The 15646-nt window shown below is 68.3% G+C and carries 23 protein-coding genes; all 23 read right to left on the reverse strand.

What is annotated here, in order from left to right:
* Positions 1-2 precede the first annotated feature (2 nt).
* Positions 3-539 carry a 50S ribosomal protein L6 gene (rplF, locus tag ACH34S_RS05250; RefSeq protein WP_395951208.1) on the reverse strand — a complete coding sequence of 179 codons (537 nt, stop codon included), beginning with the start codon at positions 537-539 and terminating at the stop codon, positions 3-5.
* 15 nt (positions 540-554) lie between these two features.
* Positions 555-953 carry a 30S ribosomal protein S8 gene (gene rpsH, locus ACH34S_RS05255; RefSeq protein WP_067454634.1) on the reverse strand — a complete coding sequence of 133 codons (399 nt, stop codon included), beginning with the start codon at positions 951-953 and terminating at the stop codon, positions 555-557.
* 145 nt (positions 954-1098) lie between these two features.
* Entirely contained in the window at positions 1099-1284 is a 186-nt protein-coding gene (locus ACH34S_RS05260; protein ID WP_131963156.1) for a type Z 30S ribosomal protein S14, read from the reverse strand.
* 4 nt (positions 1285-1288) lie between these two features.
* Positions 1289-1879, reverse strand: a complete 591-nt coding sequence (gene rplE / locus ACH34S_RS05265) for a 50S ribosomal protein L5 (RefSeq protein WP_132169037.1) — start codon at positions 1877-1879, stop codon at positions 1289-1291.
* A gap of 5 nt (positions 1880-1884) precedes the next feature.
* Positions 1885-2205 (reverse strand): 50S ribosomal protein L24, encoded by a 321-nt coding sequence (gene rplX, locus ACH34S_RS05270; protein WP_395951209.1) that lies wholly within the window; start codon positions 2203-2205, stop codon positions 1885-1887.
* Entirely contained in the window at positions 2205-2573 is a 369-nt protein-coding gene (gene rplN, locus ACH34S_RS05275; protein ID WP_021596728.1) for a 50S ribosomal protein L14, read from the reverse strand. The genes rplX and rplN overlap by 1 nt, the downstream gene beginning before the upstream one ends.
* A gap of 64 nt (positions 2574-2637) precedes the next feature.
* A complete protein-coding gene (rpsQ, locus tag ACH34S_RS05280) occupies positions 2638-2922 on the reverse strand; it encodes a 30S ribosomal protein S17 (protein WP_395951210.1) in 285 nt (94 codons plus the stop codon).
* Positions 2919-3158: a 50S ribosomal protein L29 gene (gene rpmC, locus ACH34S_RS05285; RefSeq protein WP_395951211.1), complete on the reverse strand. Its 240-nt coding sequence runs from the start codon at positions 3156-3158 to the stop codon at positions 2919-2921. Before rpmC ends, rpsQ begins: the two co-directional genes overlap by 4 nt.
* Positions 3158-3577, reverse strand: coding sequence for a 50S ribosomal protein L16 (gene rplP / locus ACH34S_RS05290; protein WP_395951212.1), 420 nt, complete (start codon positions 3575-3577; stop codon positions 3158-3160). The genes rpmC and rplP overlap by 1 nt, the downstream gene beginning before the upstream one ends.
* A 6-nt stretch (positions 3578-3583) precedes the next feature.
* Positions 3584-4459, reverse strand: a complete 876-nt coding sequence (gene rpsC / locus ACH34S_RS05295; protein ID WP_395951213.1) for a 30S ribosomal protein S3 — start codon at positions 4457-4459, stop codon at positions 3584-3586.
* Positions 4459-4842, reverse strand: coding sequence for a 50S ribosomal protein L22 (gene rplV, locus ACH34S_RS05300; protein ID WP_131963169.1), 384 nt, complete (start codon positions 4840-4842; stop codon positions 4459-4461). Before rplV ends, rpsC begins: the two co-directional genes overlap by 1 nt.
* A 26-nt stretch (positions 4843-4868) precedes the next feature.
* Entirely contained in the window at positions 4869-5150 is a 282-nt protein-coding gene (gene rpsS / locus ACH34S_RS05305; protein ID WP_131963170.1) for a 30S ribosomal protein S19, read from the reverse strand.
* Positions 5151-5162: 12 nt separating this feature from the next.
* Positions 5163-5996, reverse strand: a complete 834-nt coding sequence (gene rplB / locus ACH34S_RS05310; RefSeq protein ID WP_395951214.1) for a 50S ribosomal protein L2 — start codon at positions 5994-5996, stop codon at positions 5163-5165.
* A gap of 41 nt (positions 5997-6037) precedes the next feature.
* Positions 6038-6337 (reverse strand): 50S ribosomal protein L23, encoded by a 300-nt coding sequence (gene rplW / locus ACH34S_RS05315; protein WP_395951215.1) that lies wholly within the window; start codon positions 6335-6337, stop codon positions 6038-6040.
* 12 nt (positions 6338-6349) lie between these two features.
* Positions 6350-6952 (reverse strand): 50S ribosomal protein L4, encoded by a 603-nt coding sequence (gene rplD, locus ACH34S_RS05320; RefSeq protein WP_395951216.1) that lies wholly within the window; start codon positions 6950-6952, stop codon positions 6350-6352.
* Positions 6949-7599, reverse strand: a complete 651-nt coding sequence (gene rplC, locus ACH34S_RS05325; RefSeq protein WP_395951217.1) for a 50S ribosomal protein L3 — start codon at positions 7597-7599, stop codon at positions 6949-6951. The genes rplD and rplC overlap by 4 nt, the downstream gene beginning before the upstream one ends.
* A gap of 13 nt (positions 7600-7612) precedes the next feature.
* Positions 7613-7921 (reverse strand): 30S ribosomal protein S10, encoded by a 309-nt coding sequence (rpsJ, locus tag ACH34S_RS05330; protein WP_018657599.1) that lies wholly within the window; start codon positions 7919-7921, stop codon positions 7613-7615.
* Between the two features lie 174 nt (positions 7922-8095).
* A complete protein-coding gene (tuf, locus tag ACH34S_RS05335) occupies positions 8096-9289 on the reverse strand; it encodes an elongation factor Tu (RefSeq protein ID WP_395951218.1) in 1194 nt (397 codons plus the stop codon).
* Positions 9290-9377: 88 nt separating this feature from the next.
* A complete protein-coding gene (fusA, locus tag ACH34S_RS05340) occupies positions 9378-11489 on the reverse strand; it encodes an elongation factor G (protein WP_395951219.1) in 2112 nt (703 codons plus the stop codon).
* Positions 11490-11529: 40 nt separating this feature from the next.
* A complete protein-coding gene (rpsG, locus tag ACH34S_RS05345; RefSeq protein ID WP_021597494.1) occupies positions 11530-12000 on the reverse strand; it encodes a 30S ribosomal protein S7 in 471 nt (156 codons plus the stop codon).
* Complete coding sequence (gene rpsL / locus ACH34S_RS05350; RefSeq protein ID WP_067889275.1) at positions 12000-12374, reverse strand: 30S ribosomal protein S12; 375 nt, start codon at positions 12372-12374, stop codon at positions 12000-12002. The genes rpsG and rpsL overlap by 1 nt, the downstream gene beginning before the upstream one ends.
* A 596-nt stretch (positions 12375-12970) precedes the next feature.
* Complete coding sequence (locus tag ACH34S_RS05355) at positions 12971-14503, reverse strand: hypothetical protein (RefSeq protein ID WP_395951220.1); 1533 nt, start codon at positions 14501-14503, stop codon at positions 12971-12973.
* Positions 14504-14653: 150 nt separating this feature from the next.
* Positions 14654-15634: an aldo/keto reductase gene (locus ACH34S_RS05360; protein WP_395951221.1), complete on the reverse strand. Its 981-nt coding sequence runs from the start codon at positions 15632-15634 to the stop codon at positions 14654-14656.
* Between the last annotated feature and the right edge of the window lie 12 nt (positions 15635-15646).

A 15646-nucleotide genomic window follows, 5' to 3' on the forward strand; every position in this document is an offset into this window, starting at 1 on the left:
GACTACTTACCAGCCTTTCCGACCTTGCGGCGGATCTGCTCGCCCTCGTACCGCACGCCCTTGCCCTTGTACGGGTCGGGCTTGCGCAGCTTGCGGATGTTCGCGGCGACCTCGCCGACCTTCTGCTTGTCGATGCCCTCGACGATCAGCTGGGTCGGGCGCTCCACCGTGAAGCTGATGCCCTCGGGCGGCTCGACGGTGATCGGGTGGCTGTACCCGAGCGAGAACTCCAGGTTCTTGCCCTTCGCCACCACGCGGTAGCCGACGCCCTGGATGACCAGGGTCTTCTTGTAGCCGTCGGTGACCCCGACGACCATGTTGTTGATCAGCGTCCGAGTGAGCCCGTGCAGGCCGCGCACCTTGTTGAGGTCGTTCGGCCGGGAGACGACGATCTTGCCGTCCTCCTGCTTGACCTCGATGGGCTCGGCGACCGTGTGCGACAGGGTGCCCTTCGGCCCCTTGACGGTGACCTCCCGGCCGTCGAGCTTGACCTCGACGTTGCCGGGCACGGCGATGGGGCTACGTCCGATTCGAGACATTGGTCAGTACCCCCCTCACCACACGTAGGCGAGGACTTCGCCGCCCACGCCGCGCTTGCCCGCCTGCCGGTCTGTCATCAGGCCGGAGGACGTCGAGATGATCGCGACGCCCAGCCCGCCCAGAACCTTCGGCAGGTTGTCCTTCTTCGCGTACACGCGCAGACCCGGCTTCGAGACGCGCTTGATACCGGCGATCGAACGCTCCCGCGTCGGCCCGAACTTGAGCTCGATGTTGAGCTTCTTGCCGACCTCGGCGTCCTCCACGCTCCAGCCCGAGATGTAGCCCTCCTGCTGGAGGATCTCGGCGATGTGCGCCTTGATCTTCGAGTACGGCATCGCCACCTGGTCGTGGTATGCCGAATTCGCGTTCCGCAGACGCGTCAGCATGTCTGCGATCGGGTCGGTCATCGTCATGGCCTACTGGCCCTCCCTCGCCGCGGTTTCCTCAGACGGGTGCGCCCGTGGACCTTCGGCGCGGTCGTGGGCGTCCTCGCGGACGCCCGGTCGGTCATTTTCTGGCCGGTTCCCCGGCATCCCGGGGCCGCGCCCCGGGACGCGGTCACCAGCTGGACTTCGTGATGCCGGGCAGCTCGCCGCGGTGGGCCATCTCCCGGAAGCACACGCGGCACAGGCCGAACTTCCGGTAGACGGAGCGCGGACGCCCGCAGCGCGAGCATCGAGTGTACGCACGGACGCCGAACTTCGGCTTCCGCGCCGCCTTGGCGATCATCGACTTCTTCGCCATGTGGTCAGTTCTCCTTGAACGGGAAACCGAGGAGCCTCAGCAGCGCCCGGCCCTCGTCGTCGGTCTTCGCGGTCGTCACGACCGTGATGTCCATGCCGCGCTGCCGGTCGACCTTGTCGGGGTCGACCTCGTGGAACATGACCTGCTCGGTCAGCCCGAACGTGTAGTTGCCGTTGCCGTCGAACTGCTTCGGCGACAGGCCGCGGAAGTCGCGGATGCGGGGCAGCGCCGTCGCGAGCAGCCGGTCCAGGAACTCCCACATGCGGTCGCCGCGCAGCGTGGCGTGCGCGCCGATCGGCATGCCCTCGCGCAGCTTGAACTGCGCGATGGACTTGCGGGCCCGGTTCACGGCCGGCTTCTGGCCGGTGATCAGCGACAGGTCGCGGATCGCGCCCTCGATCAGCTTGGCGTCCTTGGCCGCGTCGCCGACCCCCATGTTCACCACGATCTTGGTGAGGGTGGGGATCTGCATGACGTTGGCGTAGCCGAACTGCTCCCGCATCTGCCCCGCGATCTCCTCGCGGTAGCGGACCTTGAGCCGCGGCGGCGGCACGGGACGCGCGTCGGTCTGCGTCTCGGTGACGGTGTCGGTCATCGGTCTCAGATCTCCTTACCGCTGCGTCGCGAGATCCGGACCTTGGTCGTGGTCCCGTCCTCGTTCTCGTCGATGCGGTATCCGACCCGGACCGGCTTGCCGTCCTCCACGATCGCGACGTTGCTGACGTGCAGCGGCGCCTCGACCGTGACTCGGCCGCTCTCCTTGCCGGCCCGCTGCGCGTCGGCCTTGATGTTCTTGGTGATGAGGTTGACGCCCTCGACGACCACCCGCTCCTCGCGGGGGATGGTGCGCAGGACCTTGCCGGTCGCGCCCTTGTCCTTGCCGGCGAGGACGATGACCTCGTCGCCCTTGCGGATCTTCATCAGAGCACCTCCGGCGCGAGCGAGATGATGCGCATGAACTTCTTCTCGCGCAGTTCGCGGCCCACCGGGCCGAAGATTCGGGTGCCGCGGGGGTCGCCGCCGTCCTTGATGAGCACTGCGGCGTTCTCGTCGAAGCGGATGTAGGAGCCGTCCGGGCGCCGGCGCTCCTTGCGGGTGCGCACGACGACCGCCTTGACGACGTCGCCCTTCTTCACGCCCGCGCCGGGAAGGGCGTCCTTCACCGTCGCGACGATGATGTCGCCGACTCCCGCGTAGCGCCGGCCCGAGCCGCCGAGAACGCGGATGCAAAGGATCTCCTTCGCACCCGTGTTGTCGGCGACCTTGAGTCGCGACTCCTGCTGGATCACGTCAACTCCTGTTCGTCACACCGGTTCTGCCGCGAAAGGGGCGGCAGCCTGGTGGAACCAGTAATTACTTGGCCTTCTCGAGGATCTCCACCACGCGCCACCGCTTGGTGGCCGACAGCGGGCGGGTCTCCATGAGACGGACGCGGTCGCCGACGCCACACTCGTTGGCCTCGTCGTGCGCCTTGTAGTTCTTCGTCCGCCGGATCACCTTGTGGTACTTGGCGTGCTTCACGCGGTCCTCGACGGACACGACCACGGTCTTGTCCATCTTGTCGCTCACCACCAGACCCTCAAGGATCTTGCGGCTGTTCCGCTGCCCGGCGGACTGCTCGGTCTGCTGCTCGGTCATTCGCCCTCCTCCGCGGCGTCCTCGACCGTGACGATGCCGAGCTCACGCTCCCGCCGCACGGTGTAGATGCGGGCGATCTCGCGCTTGACCTCGCGGAGCCGCCCGTGGCTCTCAAGCTGGCCGGTGGCGGCCTGGAAGCGGAGGTTGAACAGCTCCTCCTTGGCCTCCTTGAGCTTGGCGACCAGGACGTCGTCGGGCTCGGTCCGCAGATCGTCAGCGGTAAGACCCTTGGCCATCAGGACTCACCCACCTCTCGCTTCACGATCTTGCACTTCATCGGCAGCTTGTGGATCGCGCGGGTGAGCGCCTCCCGAGCGATCTGCTCGTTCGGGTAGGAGATCTCGAACAGCACGCGGCCCGGCTTCACGTTGGCGACCCACCACTCCACGGAGCCCTTGCCGGAGCCCATGCGGGTCTCGGCGGGCTTCTTGGTCAGCGGACGGTCCGGGAAGATGTTGATCCAGACCTTGCCGCCACGCTTGATGTGCCGGGTCATCGCGATACGCGCGGCCTCGATCTGCCGGTTCGTCACGTAGGCGGGCTCGACGGCCTGGATGCCGTACTCCCCGAACACCACCCTCGTGCCGCCCTTGGCCATGCCGCGGCGCTTCGGGTGGTGCTGCTTGCGGTGCTTGACCTTGCGAGGGATCAGCATCGGTTGTCAGCTCCCCTCACCCTGCGGAGCAGCCTCGGCGGCCGGCGCCTGCTGCTCGGAACTCTGCTGCTGCTTGGGCGCGCGCTCGCCACCGGCGCCGCCGCGCTCGCCGCCACCGGCACCGCCGCGGCCGCCACGACCACCGCGGCCACCGCCACGGCGCTCGCCGCCACCGCCGCCGCCACCGCGGCGCTCACGGCCACCGCCGCCGCCCGCGGCGCGCTGCTGCGCGGCCTTCTGCTCGCGCTCGGCGCGCGTCGCCGCGGCCTCGCCCTTGTAGATCCACACCTTGACGCCGATGCGGCCGAACGTCGTCCGGGCCTCGTAGAAGCCGTAGTCGATCTCGGCGCGGAGCGTGTGCAGCGGGACCTGGCCCTCGCGGTAGAACTCCGACCGCGACATCTCGGCGCCGCCGAGACGGCCGCCGCACTGCACCTTGATGCCCTTGGCGCCCGACTTCATCGCGGACTGGATCGCCTTGCGCATGGCGCGGCGGAACGCGACCCGGCTCGACAGCTGCTCGGCCACGCCCTGCGCGACGAGCTGCGCGTCGATCTCGGGGTTCTTGACCTCGAGGATGTTCAGCCTGACCTGCTTGCCGGTCAGCTTCTCCAGGTCGCCGCGCAGGCGCTCGGCCTCCGCGCCGCGGCGGCCGATGACGATGCCCGGCCGGGCGGTGTGGATGTTGACCTCGACACGGTCACGGGTCCGCTCGATCTCCACCTTGGAGATGCCCGCCCGGTCCATGCCCTTCTGCAGCATGCGCCGGATCTGGACGTCTTCCTTGACGTAGTCCTTGTAGAGCTTGTCGGCGAACCACACGGACTTGTGGTCGGTGGTGATGCCGAGCCGGAACCCGTGCGGGTTGATCTTCTGACCCACTACCGGGCCCTCCTCGTCTTCTTACCGCCGCCGGACGCGGACGAAGCTTCGTCCCGCGACTCCACGACCACGGTGATGTGGCTCGTGCGCTTGTTGATGCGGTAAGCCCGGCCCTGGGCGCGGGGACGGAAACGCTTCAGCGTCGGCCCCTCGTCCACGTACGCCCGGCTGACGACGAGCGTGTCGGTGTCGAGCTTGAAGTTGTGCTCGGCGTTGGCGATGGCGCTCGCCAGCACCTTGCCCACCGGCTCACTCGCAGCCTGGGGGGCGAACCGCAGCACCGCCTGAGCCTCCGCGGCCGGGAGGCCGCGGATGAGGTCCACCACGCGGCGGGCCTTCCTGGGCGTGACGCGGATGAACCGCGCCTGGGCCCTGGCTTCCATCGCTTTCCCTCTCTCTGCTGGCCTGCTCAGCCGCGACGGCTGCGGCGGTCTTCCTTGACATGGCTGCGGAACGTGCGCGTCGGCGCGAACTCGCCGAGCTTGTGCCCCACCATGGAGTCGGTGATGAACACCGGGACGTGCTTGCGGCCGTCGTGCACGGCGATCGTGTGACCGATCATGTCCGGCACGATCATGGAGCGCCGCGACCACGTCTTGATGACGTTCTTGGTGCCCTTCTCGTTCTGGTCGTCCACCTTCTTCATGAGGTGGTCGTCCACGAACGGGCCCTTCTTAAGGCTACGTGGCATGACGAGCGACTCCTACCGCTTCTTCTTGCTGCGACGACGGACGATCAGCCGGTCGCTCGACTTGTTCGCCTGGCGAGTGCGGCCTTCCTTCTTACCGGCCGGGTTCACCGGGTGCCGGCCACCGGAGGTCTTGCCCTCACCACCACCGTGCGGGTGGTCGATCGGGTTCATGGCCACGCCGCGGACGGTCGGGCGCTTGCCCTTCCACCGCATGCGGCCGGCCTTGCCCCAGTTGATGTTCGACTGCTCGGCGTTGCCGACCTCGCCGACCGTGGCGCGGCAGCGCACGTCCACCATCCGCATCTCGCCGGAGGGCATGCGCAGCGTGGCGTACTTGCCCTCCTTGGCCAGCAGCTGGACGCCCGCGCCCGCGCTGCGGGCGATCTTGGCGCCGCCGCCGGGCCGCAGCTCGATGGCGTGGATGACGGTACCGGTCGGGATGTTGCGCAGCGGGAGGCAGTTGCCCGGCTTGATGTCCGCGCCCGGCCCGTTCTCGACCCGGTCGCCCTGCTTCAGGCCGCGCGGGGCGAGGATGTAGCGCTTCTCGCCGTCCACGTAGTGCAGCAGCGCGATCCGGGCGGTGCGGTTCGGGTCGTACTCGATGTGCGCGACCTTCGCCGGGACGCCGTCCTTGTCGTGCCGCCGGAAGTCGATGATCCGGTAGGCGCGCTTGTGGCCACCGCCCTGGTGCCGGGTGGTGATGCGGCCGTGGTTGTTGCGGCCGCCCTTCTTGGGGAGCGGACGCAGCAGCGACTTCTCGGGCTCGGTGCGCGTGATCTCGACGAAGTCGGCCACGCTGGAGCCGCGACGACCCGGAGTCGTCGGCTTGTAGTTACGGATGCCCATCTTATTCGTTCATCCCTTGTCTGCTTCGGGACCCGGGCCGGTTAGGCCGGGCCGCCGAAGATGTCGATCCGCTCGCCCTCGGCCAGGCTGACGATGGCGCGCTTGGTGTCCTTGCGCTTGCCGTAGCCGAACCGGGTGCGCTTGCGCTTGCCCTGGCGGTTGAGCGTGTTCACGCTCGTCACCTTGACGCCGAACACCGCCTCGACCGCCTGCTTGATCTGGGTCTTGTTGGCGTCCGGGCGGACGACGAACGTGTACTTGTTCTCGTCGAGCAGCCCGTAGCTCTTCTCCGAGACGACCGGCGCGATGATGACGTCGCGGGGGTCGGCGATCTTCTCCATGTGCGACCCTCCTTACTTCTTCGCCGCACGCGAGATGAACTCGTCGTACGCCGCCTTCGTGAAGACGACGTCATCGTTCACCAGCACGTCGTAGGTGTTGAGCTGGTCGGAGACGAGCACGTGCACGGCAGGCTCGTTGCGCAGGCTCCGCCAGGTCAGCTCGTCCTCGCGGTCGACGACCACGAGAACGCGCTTGGCCTCGGTGACCTCGCGCAGCGCCTTCAGCGCCGTCTTCGTCTTCGGGGTGTCGCCCTCGATCAGGCCGTCGACCACGTGCACCCGGTCGTGCCGGGCGCGGTCGGACAGGGCGCCGCGAAGCGCCGCCGCCTTCATCTTCTTGGGCGTCTTCTGGGTGTAGTCGCGCGGCTGGGGGCCGTGCACGATGCCGCCGCCGGCGAACTGGGGCGCGCGGGTCGAGCCCTGGCGGGCGCGTCCGGTGCCCTTCTGCCGGTACGGCTTGCGGCCACCGCCGCGCACGTCGCCGCGCGTCTTGGTGGAGTGCGTGCCCTGCCGGGCCGCCGCCTCCTGAGCCACCACGACCTGGTGGATCAGCGGGATGTTGGTCTTCGCGTCGAAGACCTCGGCGGGCAGGTCGATGTCGAGCTTGGCGGTCACTTGCCCGTCCCCTTCGTCGCGTCGCGGACCAGGACCACGCCGCCGTTGGGGCCGGGAACCGCGCCCTTGATCAGCAGCAGGTTCTTCTCGGCGTCGATGGCGTGGACGGTCAGGTTCTGCACGGTGGTGCGGGCGTTGCCGTGCCGCCCCGCCATGCGGAGGCCCTTGAAGACGCGACCAGGGGTCGCGCAGCCGCCGATCGAACCCGGCGAGCGGTGCTTGCGCTGGGTGCCGTGCGAGGCGCCGAGGCCCTTGAACCCGTGGCGCTTCATGACACCGGCGGTGCCCTTGCCCTTGCTCGTGCCGGTCACGTCGATCTTCTGGCCGGCCTCGAAGACGTCGGCGGTGATCTCCTGGCCGAGTTCGTACCCGGTGGTGTCGTCGGAGCGCAGTTCGACGAGGTAGCGGCGCGGCGTGACGCCGGCCTTCTCGAAGTGACCCCCGCGCGGCTTGTTCACCTTGCGCGGGTCGATCTGCCCGAACCCGATCTGGACGGCGGCGTAGCCGTCCTTCTCCTGGCTCTTGAGCTGCGTGACGACACACGGCCCGGCCTGGACGACGGTCACCGGAACGATCCGGCCCTCATCGTCGAAGACCTGGGTCATGCCGAGCTTCTCGCCCAGGACGCCCTTCCTCTGCGTACTCATGTCGGTGCGTCCCTCAGAGCTTGATCTCGATGTCGACGCCGGCGGGAAGGTCGAGCCGCATGAGCGAGTCGACCGTCTTCGGCGTCGGGTCGATGATGTCGATCAACCGCTTGTGCGTGCGCATCTCGAAGTGCTCGCGGCTGTCCTTGTACTTGTGCGGCGAGCGGATGACGCAGTACACGTTCTTCTCGGTCGGCAGCGGCACCGGGCCCGCGACCTTGGCGCCCGTCCGCGTCACCGTCTCTACGATCTTCTTCGCGGAGGTGTCGATGACCTCGTGGTCGTAGGCCTTGAGCCGGATGCGGATCTTCTGTCCCGCCATGGTGGCCTCGGTGTCCTTTGCTGTAGTGAGTAATTTTCCTCCTCGGTTCGTTCGACTTTTTCGGCCTCTGCCGAACGCCGGAGGAAAACCACTCAAGTGCCGCTGGATACTTCTGGTGGCGTAGGAGCGGCGGCCCTGCCTTGGCGGCCGGGCCGCCGCTGCTACGACGGGGTGTTACTTGATGACCTTGATGACGCGACCCGAGCCGACCGTCCGGCCACCCTCGCGGATGGCGAACTTCAGGCCCTCCTCCATGGCGACGGGCTGGATCAGCTCGACGCGCATCTCGGTGTTGTCGCTCGGCATGACCATCTCGGTGCCCTCGGGGAGGTGCACCACGCCGGTCACGTCGGTGGTCCGGAAGTAGAACTGCGGACGGTAGTTGTTGAAGAACGGCGTGTGGCGGCCGCCCTCGTCCTTGGACAGGATGTAGACCTGCGCCTCGAACTCGGTGTGCGGGGTCGTGGTGCCCGGCTTGATGACACACTGGCCGCGCTCGACGTCCTCGCGCTTCACACCGCGCAGGAGCAGGCCGACGTTGTCGCCCGCCTGGCCCTGGTCGAGGAGCTTGCGGAACATCTCGACGCCGGTGACGGTCGTCGTGGTCTTCTCGTTCTTGATGCCGATGATGTCGACGGTCTCGTTGACGTTCACGACACCGCGCTCGACGCGGCCGGTCACGACGGTGCCGCGGCCGGTGATCGAGAAGACGTCCTCGATCGGCATCAGGAACGGCTTCTCGACGTCACGCACCGGCTCCGGCACGTTCTCGTCGACGGCGTCCATGAGCTCGCCGATCGTCGCCGCCCACTTCTCGTCGCCCTGCAGCGCCTGGAAGGCGGAGACGCGGACGACCGGGACGTCGTCACCCGGGAACTCGTACTCGGTGAGCAGCTCGCGGACCTCGAGCTCGACGAGCTCCAGGATCTCCTCGTCGTCCACCATGTCGCACTTGTTCAGCGCGACGACGATGTAGGGCACGCCGACCTGGCGGGCGAGGAGCACGTGCTCCTTGGTCTGCGGCATCGGGCCGTCGGTGGCGGCGACCACCAGGATGGCGCCGTCCATCTGCGCCGCACCGGTGATCATGTTCTTGATGTAGTCCGCGTGACCGGGGCAGTCCACGTGCGCGTAGTGCCGGGCCTCGGTCTGGTACTCGACGTGCGCGATGGAGATGGTGATACCGCGCTCGCGCTCCTCCGGCGCCTTGTCGATCTCGTCGAACGGCGTGAAGGGGTTGAGGTCCGGGTACTTGTCGTGGAGCACCTTGGTGATCGCCGCGGTAAGCGTCGTCTTACCGTGGTCGATGTGTCCAATGGTGCCGATGTTCACGTGCGGCTTCGTCCGCTCGAACTTGGCCTTCGCCACTGGTTGCTCCTTGCTTGCGATCCTCGGCCGTCCTCGACGACCGTTTCGATGTGCGTTCTGGTGATCTGTGTTGGGGCAGGCCGGGTTATTACTCGCCCCGTGCCTTGGCGATGATCTCCTGGGCGACGTTCGACGGAACCTCGGCGTAGGAGTCGAACTGCATCGTGAAGACAGCCCGGCCCTGGGTCTTGCTGCGCAGATCACCCACGTAGCCGAACATCTCGGACAGCGGAACGAGCGCCTTGATGACGCGCATGCCGTGCCGCTCGTCCATGGACTGGACCTGACCTCGGCGGCTGTTGAGGTCGCCGATCACGTCGCCCATGTTGTCCTCGGGCGTGGTGACCTCGACCGCCATCATCGGCTCCAGCAGCGTGGGGGACGCCTTGCGGGCGGCCTCCTTGAACGCCATGGAACCGGCGACCTTGAACGCCATCTCCGAGGAGTCGACCTCGTGGTAGGCGCCGTCCTGCAGGGTGACCTTGACGCCGACCATCGGGTAGCCGGCGAGGACACCGAACTCGGCGGCCTCCTGGCAGCCCGCGTCGACCGACGGGATGTACTCCCGCGGGATGCGGCCACCGGTGACCTTGTTCTCGAACTCGTAGCCGTCCGACCCGCCGCCGAGCGGCTCCAGGTCGATGATCACGCGGCCGAACTGGCCGGAGCCACCCGTCTGCTTCTTGTGGGTGTACTCGACCTTCTGGACCTTGCGGGTGATCGTCTCCCGGTAGGCGACCTGCGGCTTGCCGACGTTGGCGTCGACCTTGAACTCGCGCTTCATCCGGTCGACGAGGATCTCCAGGTGGAGCTCGCCCATGCCGGAGATCACGGTCTGGCCCGTGTCTTCGTCGGTGCGGACCGTGAAGGACGGGTCTTCCTCGGCGAGCCGCTGGATCGCGGTGCCCAGCTTCTGCTGGTCGGCCTTGGTCTTCGGCTCGATCGCGACGTGGATGACCGGTGCCGGGAAGTTCATCGACTCCAGCACGATCGGGTTCTTGTCGTCGCACAGCGTCTCGCCGGTGGTGGTCTGCTTGAGCCCCATCACCGCGACGATGTCACCGGCGCCCGCACGCTCGATCTCGGTGCGCTTGTTGGCGTGCATCCGGTAGATCTTGCCGATGCGCTCCTTGCGCTCCTTGACGGAGTTCATCACGTTCGCGCCGGACTCCATGACGCCCGAGTAGACGCGCACGAAGGTGAGCTTGCCCAGGTGCGGGTCGCTCATGATCTTGAACGCGAGCGCGGAGAACGGCTCGTCCTCGCTCGGCTTGCGGGCGAGCGCCTTCTCCTCGTCCCGGACGGCGTGGCCCTCGATGGCCTCGACGTCCAGCGGGGAGGGCAGGTAGCGGACGATCGCGTCCAGCAGCGGCTGCACGCCCTTGTTCTTGAACGCCGTGCCGCACAGCACCGGGGTGAGCTTCGCGGCGATCGTCGCGCGGCGGATGCCCGCGTAGAGCTGCTCGACCGTGGGCTCCTCGCCCTCCAGGTACAGCTCCATGATGTCGTCGTCGTTCTCGGCGAGCGTCTCGACCATCTTGTCGTGGTACTCGCGAGCCGTCTCGACGTGCGTGTCGGGGATGTCGACGACGTCGTACATCTCGCCGAGCTTGGCCTCTTCGTTCCAGACGAGGGCCTTCATCGTCACGAGGTCGATGACGCCCTTGAAGTCGGCCTCGGCGCCGATCGGCAGCTGCAGCGCGAGCGGGGTCGCGTTGAGCCGGCTCTCGATCATGTCGACGCAGCGGTGGAACTCCGCGCCGACCCGGTCGAGCTTGTTGACGAAGCACATGCGGGGGACGCCGTACCGGTCGGCCTGACGCCACACGGTCTCGGACTGGGGCTCCACACCGGCGACGCCGTCGAACACCGCGACCGCACCGTCGAGCACCCGCAGGTTGCGCTCCACCTCGACGGTGAAGTCGACGTGGCCCGGGGTGTCGATGATGTTGATGGTGTGCTTGACCTCGTCGACGGGCCACTCGCAGGTGGTGGCGGCGGAGGTGATGGTGATCCCCCGCTCCTGTTCCTGCTCCATCCAGTCCATGGTGGCGGCGCCGTCGTGGACCTCGCCGATCTTGTAGCTCATCCCCGTGTAGTAGAGGATGCGCTCGGTCGTCGTGGTCTTGCCCGCGTCGATATGGGCCATGATCCCGATGTTGCGGACCTTGGCCAGGTCTACACCGGTTTTGGTAGCCACTGTCGTCCTCGCGTCGTCTCGTCGGTGCTGTTCGCCGGGGTTACCAGCGGTAGTGGGCGAAGGCCTTGTTCGACTCCGCCATCTTGTGGGTGTCCTCCCGCTTCTTCACCGAAGCGCCGAGGCCGTTGCTCGCGTCGAGCAGCTCGTTCATGAGCCGCTCGGTCATGGTCTTCTCGCGCCGCTGCCGGGCGTACACCACCAGCCACCGGAGGGCGAGGGTGGTGCTGCGCGCCGGGCGGACCTCGACGGGGACCTGGTAGGTCGCGCCACCGACGCGGCGGCTGCGGACCTCCAGGGTCGGCTTGACGTTGTCGAGCGCGCGCTTCAGCGTGACGACCGGGTCGTTGCCGGTCTTCTCGCGGGCGCCTTCCAGAGCGTCGTAGACGATGCTCTGCGCGATCGAGCGCTTGCCGTCGAGGAGAATCTTGTTGATCAGCGCGGTGACCAGCGGCGAGTTGTACACCGGGTCAGCGATGAGCTGGCGCTTGCCAGCGGGGCCCTTACGCGGCATCAGCCCTTCTCCTTCTTCGCGCCGTAGTGGCTGCGGCCCTGCTTGCGGTTCCGGACGCCCTGGGTGTCCAGCGTGCCGCGAATGATCTTGTACCGGACGCCGGGAAGGTCCTTCACACGGCCGCCGCGGACGAGCACGATCGAGTGCTCCTGCAGGTTGTGGCCGACGCCGGGGATGTAGGCCGTGACCTCGATCCCGCTCGACAGCCGGACACGGGCGACCTTGCGGAGCGCCGAGTTCGGCTTCTTGGGCGTCGTCGTGTAGACGCGCGTGCAGACACCCCGGCGCTGGGGGCTGCCCTTGAGCGCGGGCGTCTTGTTCTTGGTCACCTTGTCCTGGCGGCCCTTGCGGACCAGCTGCTGGATCGTGGGCACCGCGTCTCCGTCTTCCTCGTACCGAGCCGGTAAGTCTTATTGCTGCAATCACCACCTCAGGCGAGGCTGTGACCTGCCGGTTTCCCGACCTCTCCGACCCCCGCGGTCGGGCGTGTCGCCGCCACACGGAAATACAGCCGCGCGAAACCGACACAGACCGCCCGGCCCGTATTTAGGGCCGAATCAAGCCGGGGAGCGAGTCTCTACCATCTGGCGCGCCCAGGCGGCACTGAACCACCAAGCCCACCGAGGATGAGAGAGCCTCATGTGATGCGGCGCTGGCGCTGGCCTGCCGGCCTCTCCGACGCGCACGCACAGCGGCCCGCAGAGCGGGCACAAGTGAAGAGATTACCGAGCGCCGCGCGAAAGTGCAAAGTGAGCGCGCACTACCGCGAGCACACCCTCCGACGCAAGCCCGGCAAGGATCGTTCGGTTGTGGGGAGACTTCTCCCCAAGCTGTAAACGCCCGAATGCCGACGGGTGTTCCCGGCTCCGGCGTCGAGCCGGAGAAGGGGACCCGTCGGCATTGTGTCCCAGGTGAGGGCCGTTGGGGAAGACGTGAACGAGGTTTTACCCCCGTGCCGCCGGTGGGTCGTCTACGCGAGGAAGACGAGGTAGACCACGGCGAGGAGCGCCACGACCGCGACGACGCCGCCGACGATGAACAGGAGCGTGTTCTTGCCGCCCTTGCTCTCACCGGTGCCCGCCGCCCCGTAGCCGGGCTGCTGCCCATACTGGCCAGGTTGCTGCTGGCCGTACTGGCCGGGCTGCTGCTGCCCGTACTGACCCGGCTGGCCGTACTGCTGCTGGCCGTAACCCTGCTGCTGCCCGTAGGGCTGCTGCTGGGGCTGCTGGCCGTACCCCTGCTGCTGTTGCTGCTGTTGCTGCTGCTCGCCGTACTGGCCGGGCTGCTGCTGGCCGTAGGGCTGCTGCTGCTGGGGCTGCTGCTGCGGGGCCTGCTGGCCCCACTGCTGCTGGCCGATGTCCATCCGGGTGTGGTCCGCCATGCCCTGCGGCTCGGCGGGCTGGGCGCCCTGGGCTCCGGGGTTGAACACCTCGGTGGCGGGCGCCTCCTCCGGACCGCTCTCGCTGTGCGGACGGTACGGGTCTTCCTGCGGGACGGACGGCTGCGCAGGGGCACCGAAGCCGGATTCGGGCGGCGGGACCATCATCGTCCGTTCAGCGTCCAGGCCCTGCTGTCCGGGCTGTCCGTGCTGGCCCTGCTGTCCGGGCTGTCCGTGCTGGCCCTGCTGGCCGGGCTGTCCGTGCTGGCCCTGCTGTCCGGGCTGGACGCCGCCCGGCTGGGACGACTCCGGCGACCACGGCTCGGGCGTGGCCGGCGGCGTCGGCGCCTGCCACGGCTCGGCCGGGGGCTCCTGCTTGCGCTCGGGGCCGGTGGCGACCGGGATGTCGGTGCCGGGCGACCAGTGCAGCGTCGCCTGGTCGTCGATCACAGGCCGCGGCGGCGTGGGCTCCGGCGCGTCGGACGACGGCCCGGGGACGATCATCGTGCGGTCGGTCAGGGAGTCCTGCGGCTCCTCGCCCTGCGGCGGCTGCTGGCCGAACTGCGGCAGCGGCTCCTGGGCCGTCTCCTGGGCGGCGCCGTGCATCGGCTGCTGCGGATAGGCGGGCGGCTGCTGCGCGTAGGGCTGCTCAGGCGGCTGCTGGCCGTACGGCGGCGGTTCCGGCGGCTGCCCGAAGCCGGGCTGGGGCTGGCCGTACTGCTGCTGCTCCTGCGGCGGGGGGTACCCGCCGGGCCCTGGGGCCGCGCCGTAGGGCATCTGCCCGGCGGGCGGCTGGCCGTAGGGGGCCTGCTGCTCCTGCGGGCCGCCGAACGGGGACGGGGGCGGCGGCGGGGGCTGCTCGCCGAACTGCTGGATGGGCTGCTCGACCATCGTGGGAGGGGGCGGCGGCGGCCGCTCCTCCTCGCGGGTCTCCGGCTGTTCCGGCTGCTGGGGGGGCGATGCGGGCTGGGCCGCTCCGGCCCCGCCGAGCTGCGGCGCCCCGAACACCACGGTGCGGTCGCCGAGCGGCCGGGCGGGCGGCTCCGTCGCGTCCGGCGGCGTGGGCTGCCCCTCGTCCTCCGGCAACGGCCGCTGCGGTCCCTGCGTGCCGTCGTTCTCGGTCATCGTCGGGCTCCTTCAGCGGTCTTGCCGTCGGTGGGCGTTCTGGCCTCCAGCCTGCCCCGATCGCCCGTGGTATCGCAAATCACCACCCTGGATAGACGCCGGACGTCCCCGGACCGTTCCTGCCTGGGGACGTCCAGCGCCCGCGTTATGTCAGGAATGCCCGAGGATCGGGTGCGGCCGGTACGGCGCCTCCAGCCGCGCGACCTCCTTCTCGTCCAGCTCCAGGCGCTCGGCGGCGATGGCGTCCTCCAGGTGGGTGAGTTTCGTCGCGCCGAAAATGGGTGCGGTCACCCCGGGACGGCCGAGCAGCCACGCGAGCGCGATCTGCGCCGCCGGGACGCCCCGCTCCCCCGCGACCTCCCGGACCACGTCGACGACATCGAAATCGTCATCCGTGTAAAGGCTGTCGCCGTAGGCGTCGTTCTGGGACCGGACGGTCTTGCGCTCCCCGCCGCGCTCCCGGTTCCCGGCCAGCATCCCGCGGGCAAGCGGACTCCACGGGATGAGACCCACGCCCTGGTCGAGGCACAGCGGGATCATCTCCCGCTCCTCTTCGCGGTAGATGAGGTTGTAGTGGTTCTGCATGGTGACGAATTTCGTCCAGCCGTGCGTGTCCGCGACGTGCTGCGCCTTGGCGAACTGCCACGCGAACATGCTGGACGCGCCTATGTATCGGGCCTTGCCCGATTTCACGACGTCGTGCAGAGCCTCCATGGTTTCTTCAATGGGCGTCCCGTAGTCCCATCGGTGGATCTGGTAGAGGTCGACATAGTCGACGCCGAGCCGCCGCAGTGAATCGTCGATGCTCGCCATGATGTGCTTGCGCGACAGCCCTCGGTCGTTGGGCCCCGGTCCCATGGGGAGGCAGACCTTGGTGGCCAGGACGTAGTCGTCCCGCCGGGCGAAGAACTTCGGGAGCAGATGCCCGGTCAGTTCTTCGCTGGTGCCCTCCGCGTACACGTCGGCGGTGTCGAAGAACGTCACGCCTCCTTCCACGGCCCGCCGGACGAACGGCTCCGCGGCGTCCTCGTCCAGGATCCATGCCCGCTTGGACGGGTCGCCGTAGCTCATCATCCCGAGGCATATGCGGGAGACCTTCGTTCCCGTCGTGCCGAGACGTACCTGTTCCATGAACGGCTCCTT

Origin of the sequence: Actinomadura sp. 3N508 (assembly GCF_044326375.1) — a bacterium.
GTDB lineage: Bacteria > Actinomycetota > Actinomycetes > Streptosporangiales > Streptosporangiaceae > Spirillospora.

What these genes read in the sequence shown, in the direction of transcription:
- rplF (WP_395951208.1), bottom strand. Translation starts at nt 539, where the DNA reads ATGTCTCGAATCGGACGTAGCCCCATCGCCGTGCCCGGCAACGTCGAG.
- rpsH (WP_067454634.1), bottom strand. Translation starts at nt 953, where the DNA reads ATGACGATGACCGACCCGATCGCAGACATGCTGACGCGTCTGCGGAAC.
- ACH34S_RS05260 (WP_131963156.1), bottom strand. Translation starts at nt 1,284, where the DNA reads ATGGCGAAGAAGTCGATGATCGCCAAGGCGGCGCGGAAGCCGAAGTTC.
- rplE (WP_132169037.1), bottom strand. Translation starts at nt 1,879, where the DNA reads ATGACCGACACCGTCACCGAGACGCAGACCGACGCGCGTCCCGTGCCG.
- rplX (WP_395951209.1), bottom strand. Translation starts at nt 2,205, where the DNA reads ATGAAGATCCGCAAGGGCGACGAGGTCATCGTCCTCGCCGGCAAGGAC.
- rpsQ (WP_395951210.1), bottom strand. Translation starts at nt 2,922, where the DNA reads ATGACCGAGCAGCAGACCGAGCAGTCCGCCGGGCAGCGGAACAGCCGC.
- rpmC (WP_395951211.1), bottom strand. Translation starts at nt 3,158, where the DNA reads ATGGCCAAGGGTCTTACCGCTGACGATCTGCGGACCGAGCCCGACGAC.
- rplP (WP_395951212.1), bottom strand. Translation starts at nt 3,577, where the DNA reads ATGCTGATCCCTCGCAAGGTCAAGCACCGCAAGCAGCACCACCCGAAG.
- rplV (WP_131963169.1), bottom strand. Translation starts at nt 4,842, where the DNA reads ATGGAAGCCAGGGCCCAGGCGCGGTTCATCCGCGTCACGCCCAGGAAG.
- rpsS (WP_131963170.1), bottom strand. Translation starts at nt 5,150, where the DNA reads ATGCCACGTAGCCTTAAGAAGGGCCCGTTCGTGGACGACCACCTCATG.
- rplB (WP_395951214.1), bottom strand. Translation starts at nt 5,996, where the DNA reads ATGGGCATCCGTAACTACAAGCCGACGACTCCGGGTCGTCGCGGCTCC.
- rplW (WP_395951215.1), bottom strand. Translation starts at nt 6,337, where the DNA reads ATGGAGAAGATCGCCGACCCCCGCGACGTCATCATCGCGCCGGTCGTC.
- rplC (WP_395951217.1), bottom strand. Translation starts at nt 7,599, where the DNA reads ATGAGTACGCAGAGGAAGGGCGTCCTGGGCGAGAAGCTCGGCATGACC.
- rpsJ (WP_018657599.1), bottom strand. Translation starts at nt 7,921, where the DNA reads ATGGCGGGACAGAAGATCCGCATCCGGCTCAAGGCCTACGACCACGAG.
- rpsG (WP_021597494.1), bottom strand. Translation starts at nt 12,000, where the DNA reads ATGCCGCGTAAGGGCCCCGCTGGCAAGCGCCAGCTCATCGCTGACCCG.
- ACH34S_RS05355 (WP_395951220.1), bottom strand. Translation starts at nt 14,503, where the DNA reads ATGACCGAGAACGACGGCACGCAGGGACCGCAGCGGCCGTTGCCGGAG.
- ACH34S_RS05360 (WP_395951221.1), bottom strand. Translation starts at nt 15,634, where the DNA reads ATGGAACAGGTACGTCTCGGCACGACGGGAACGAAGGTCTCCCGCATA.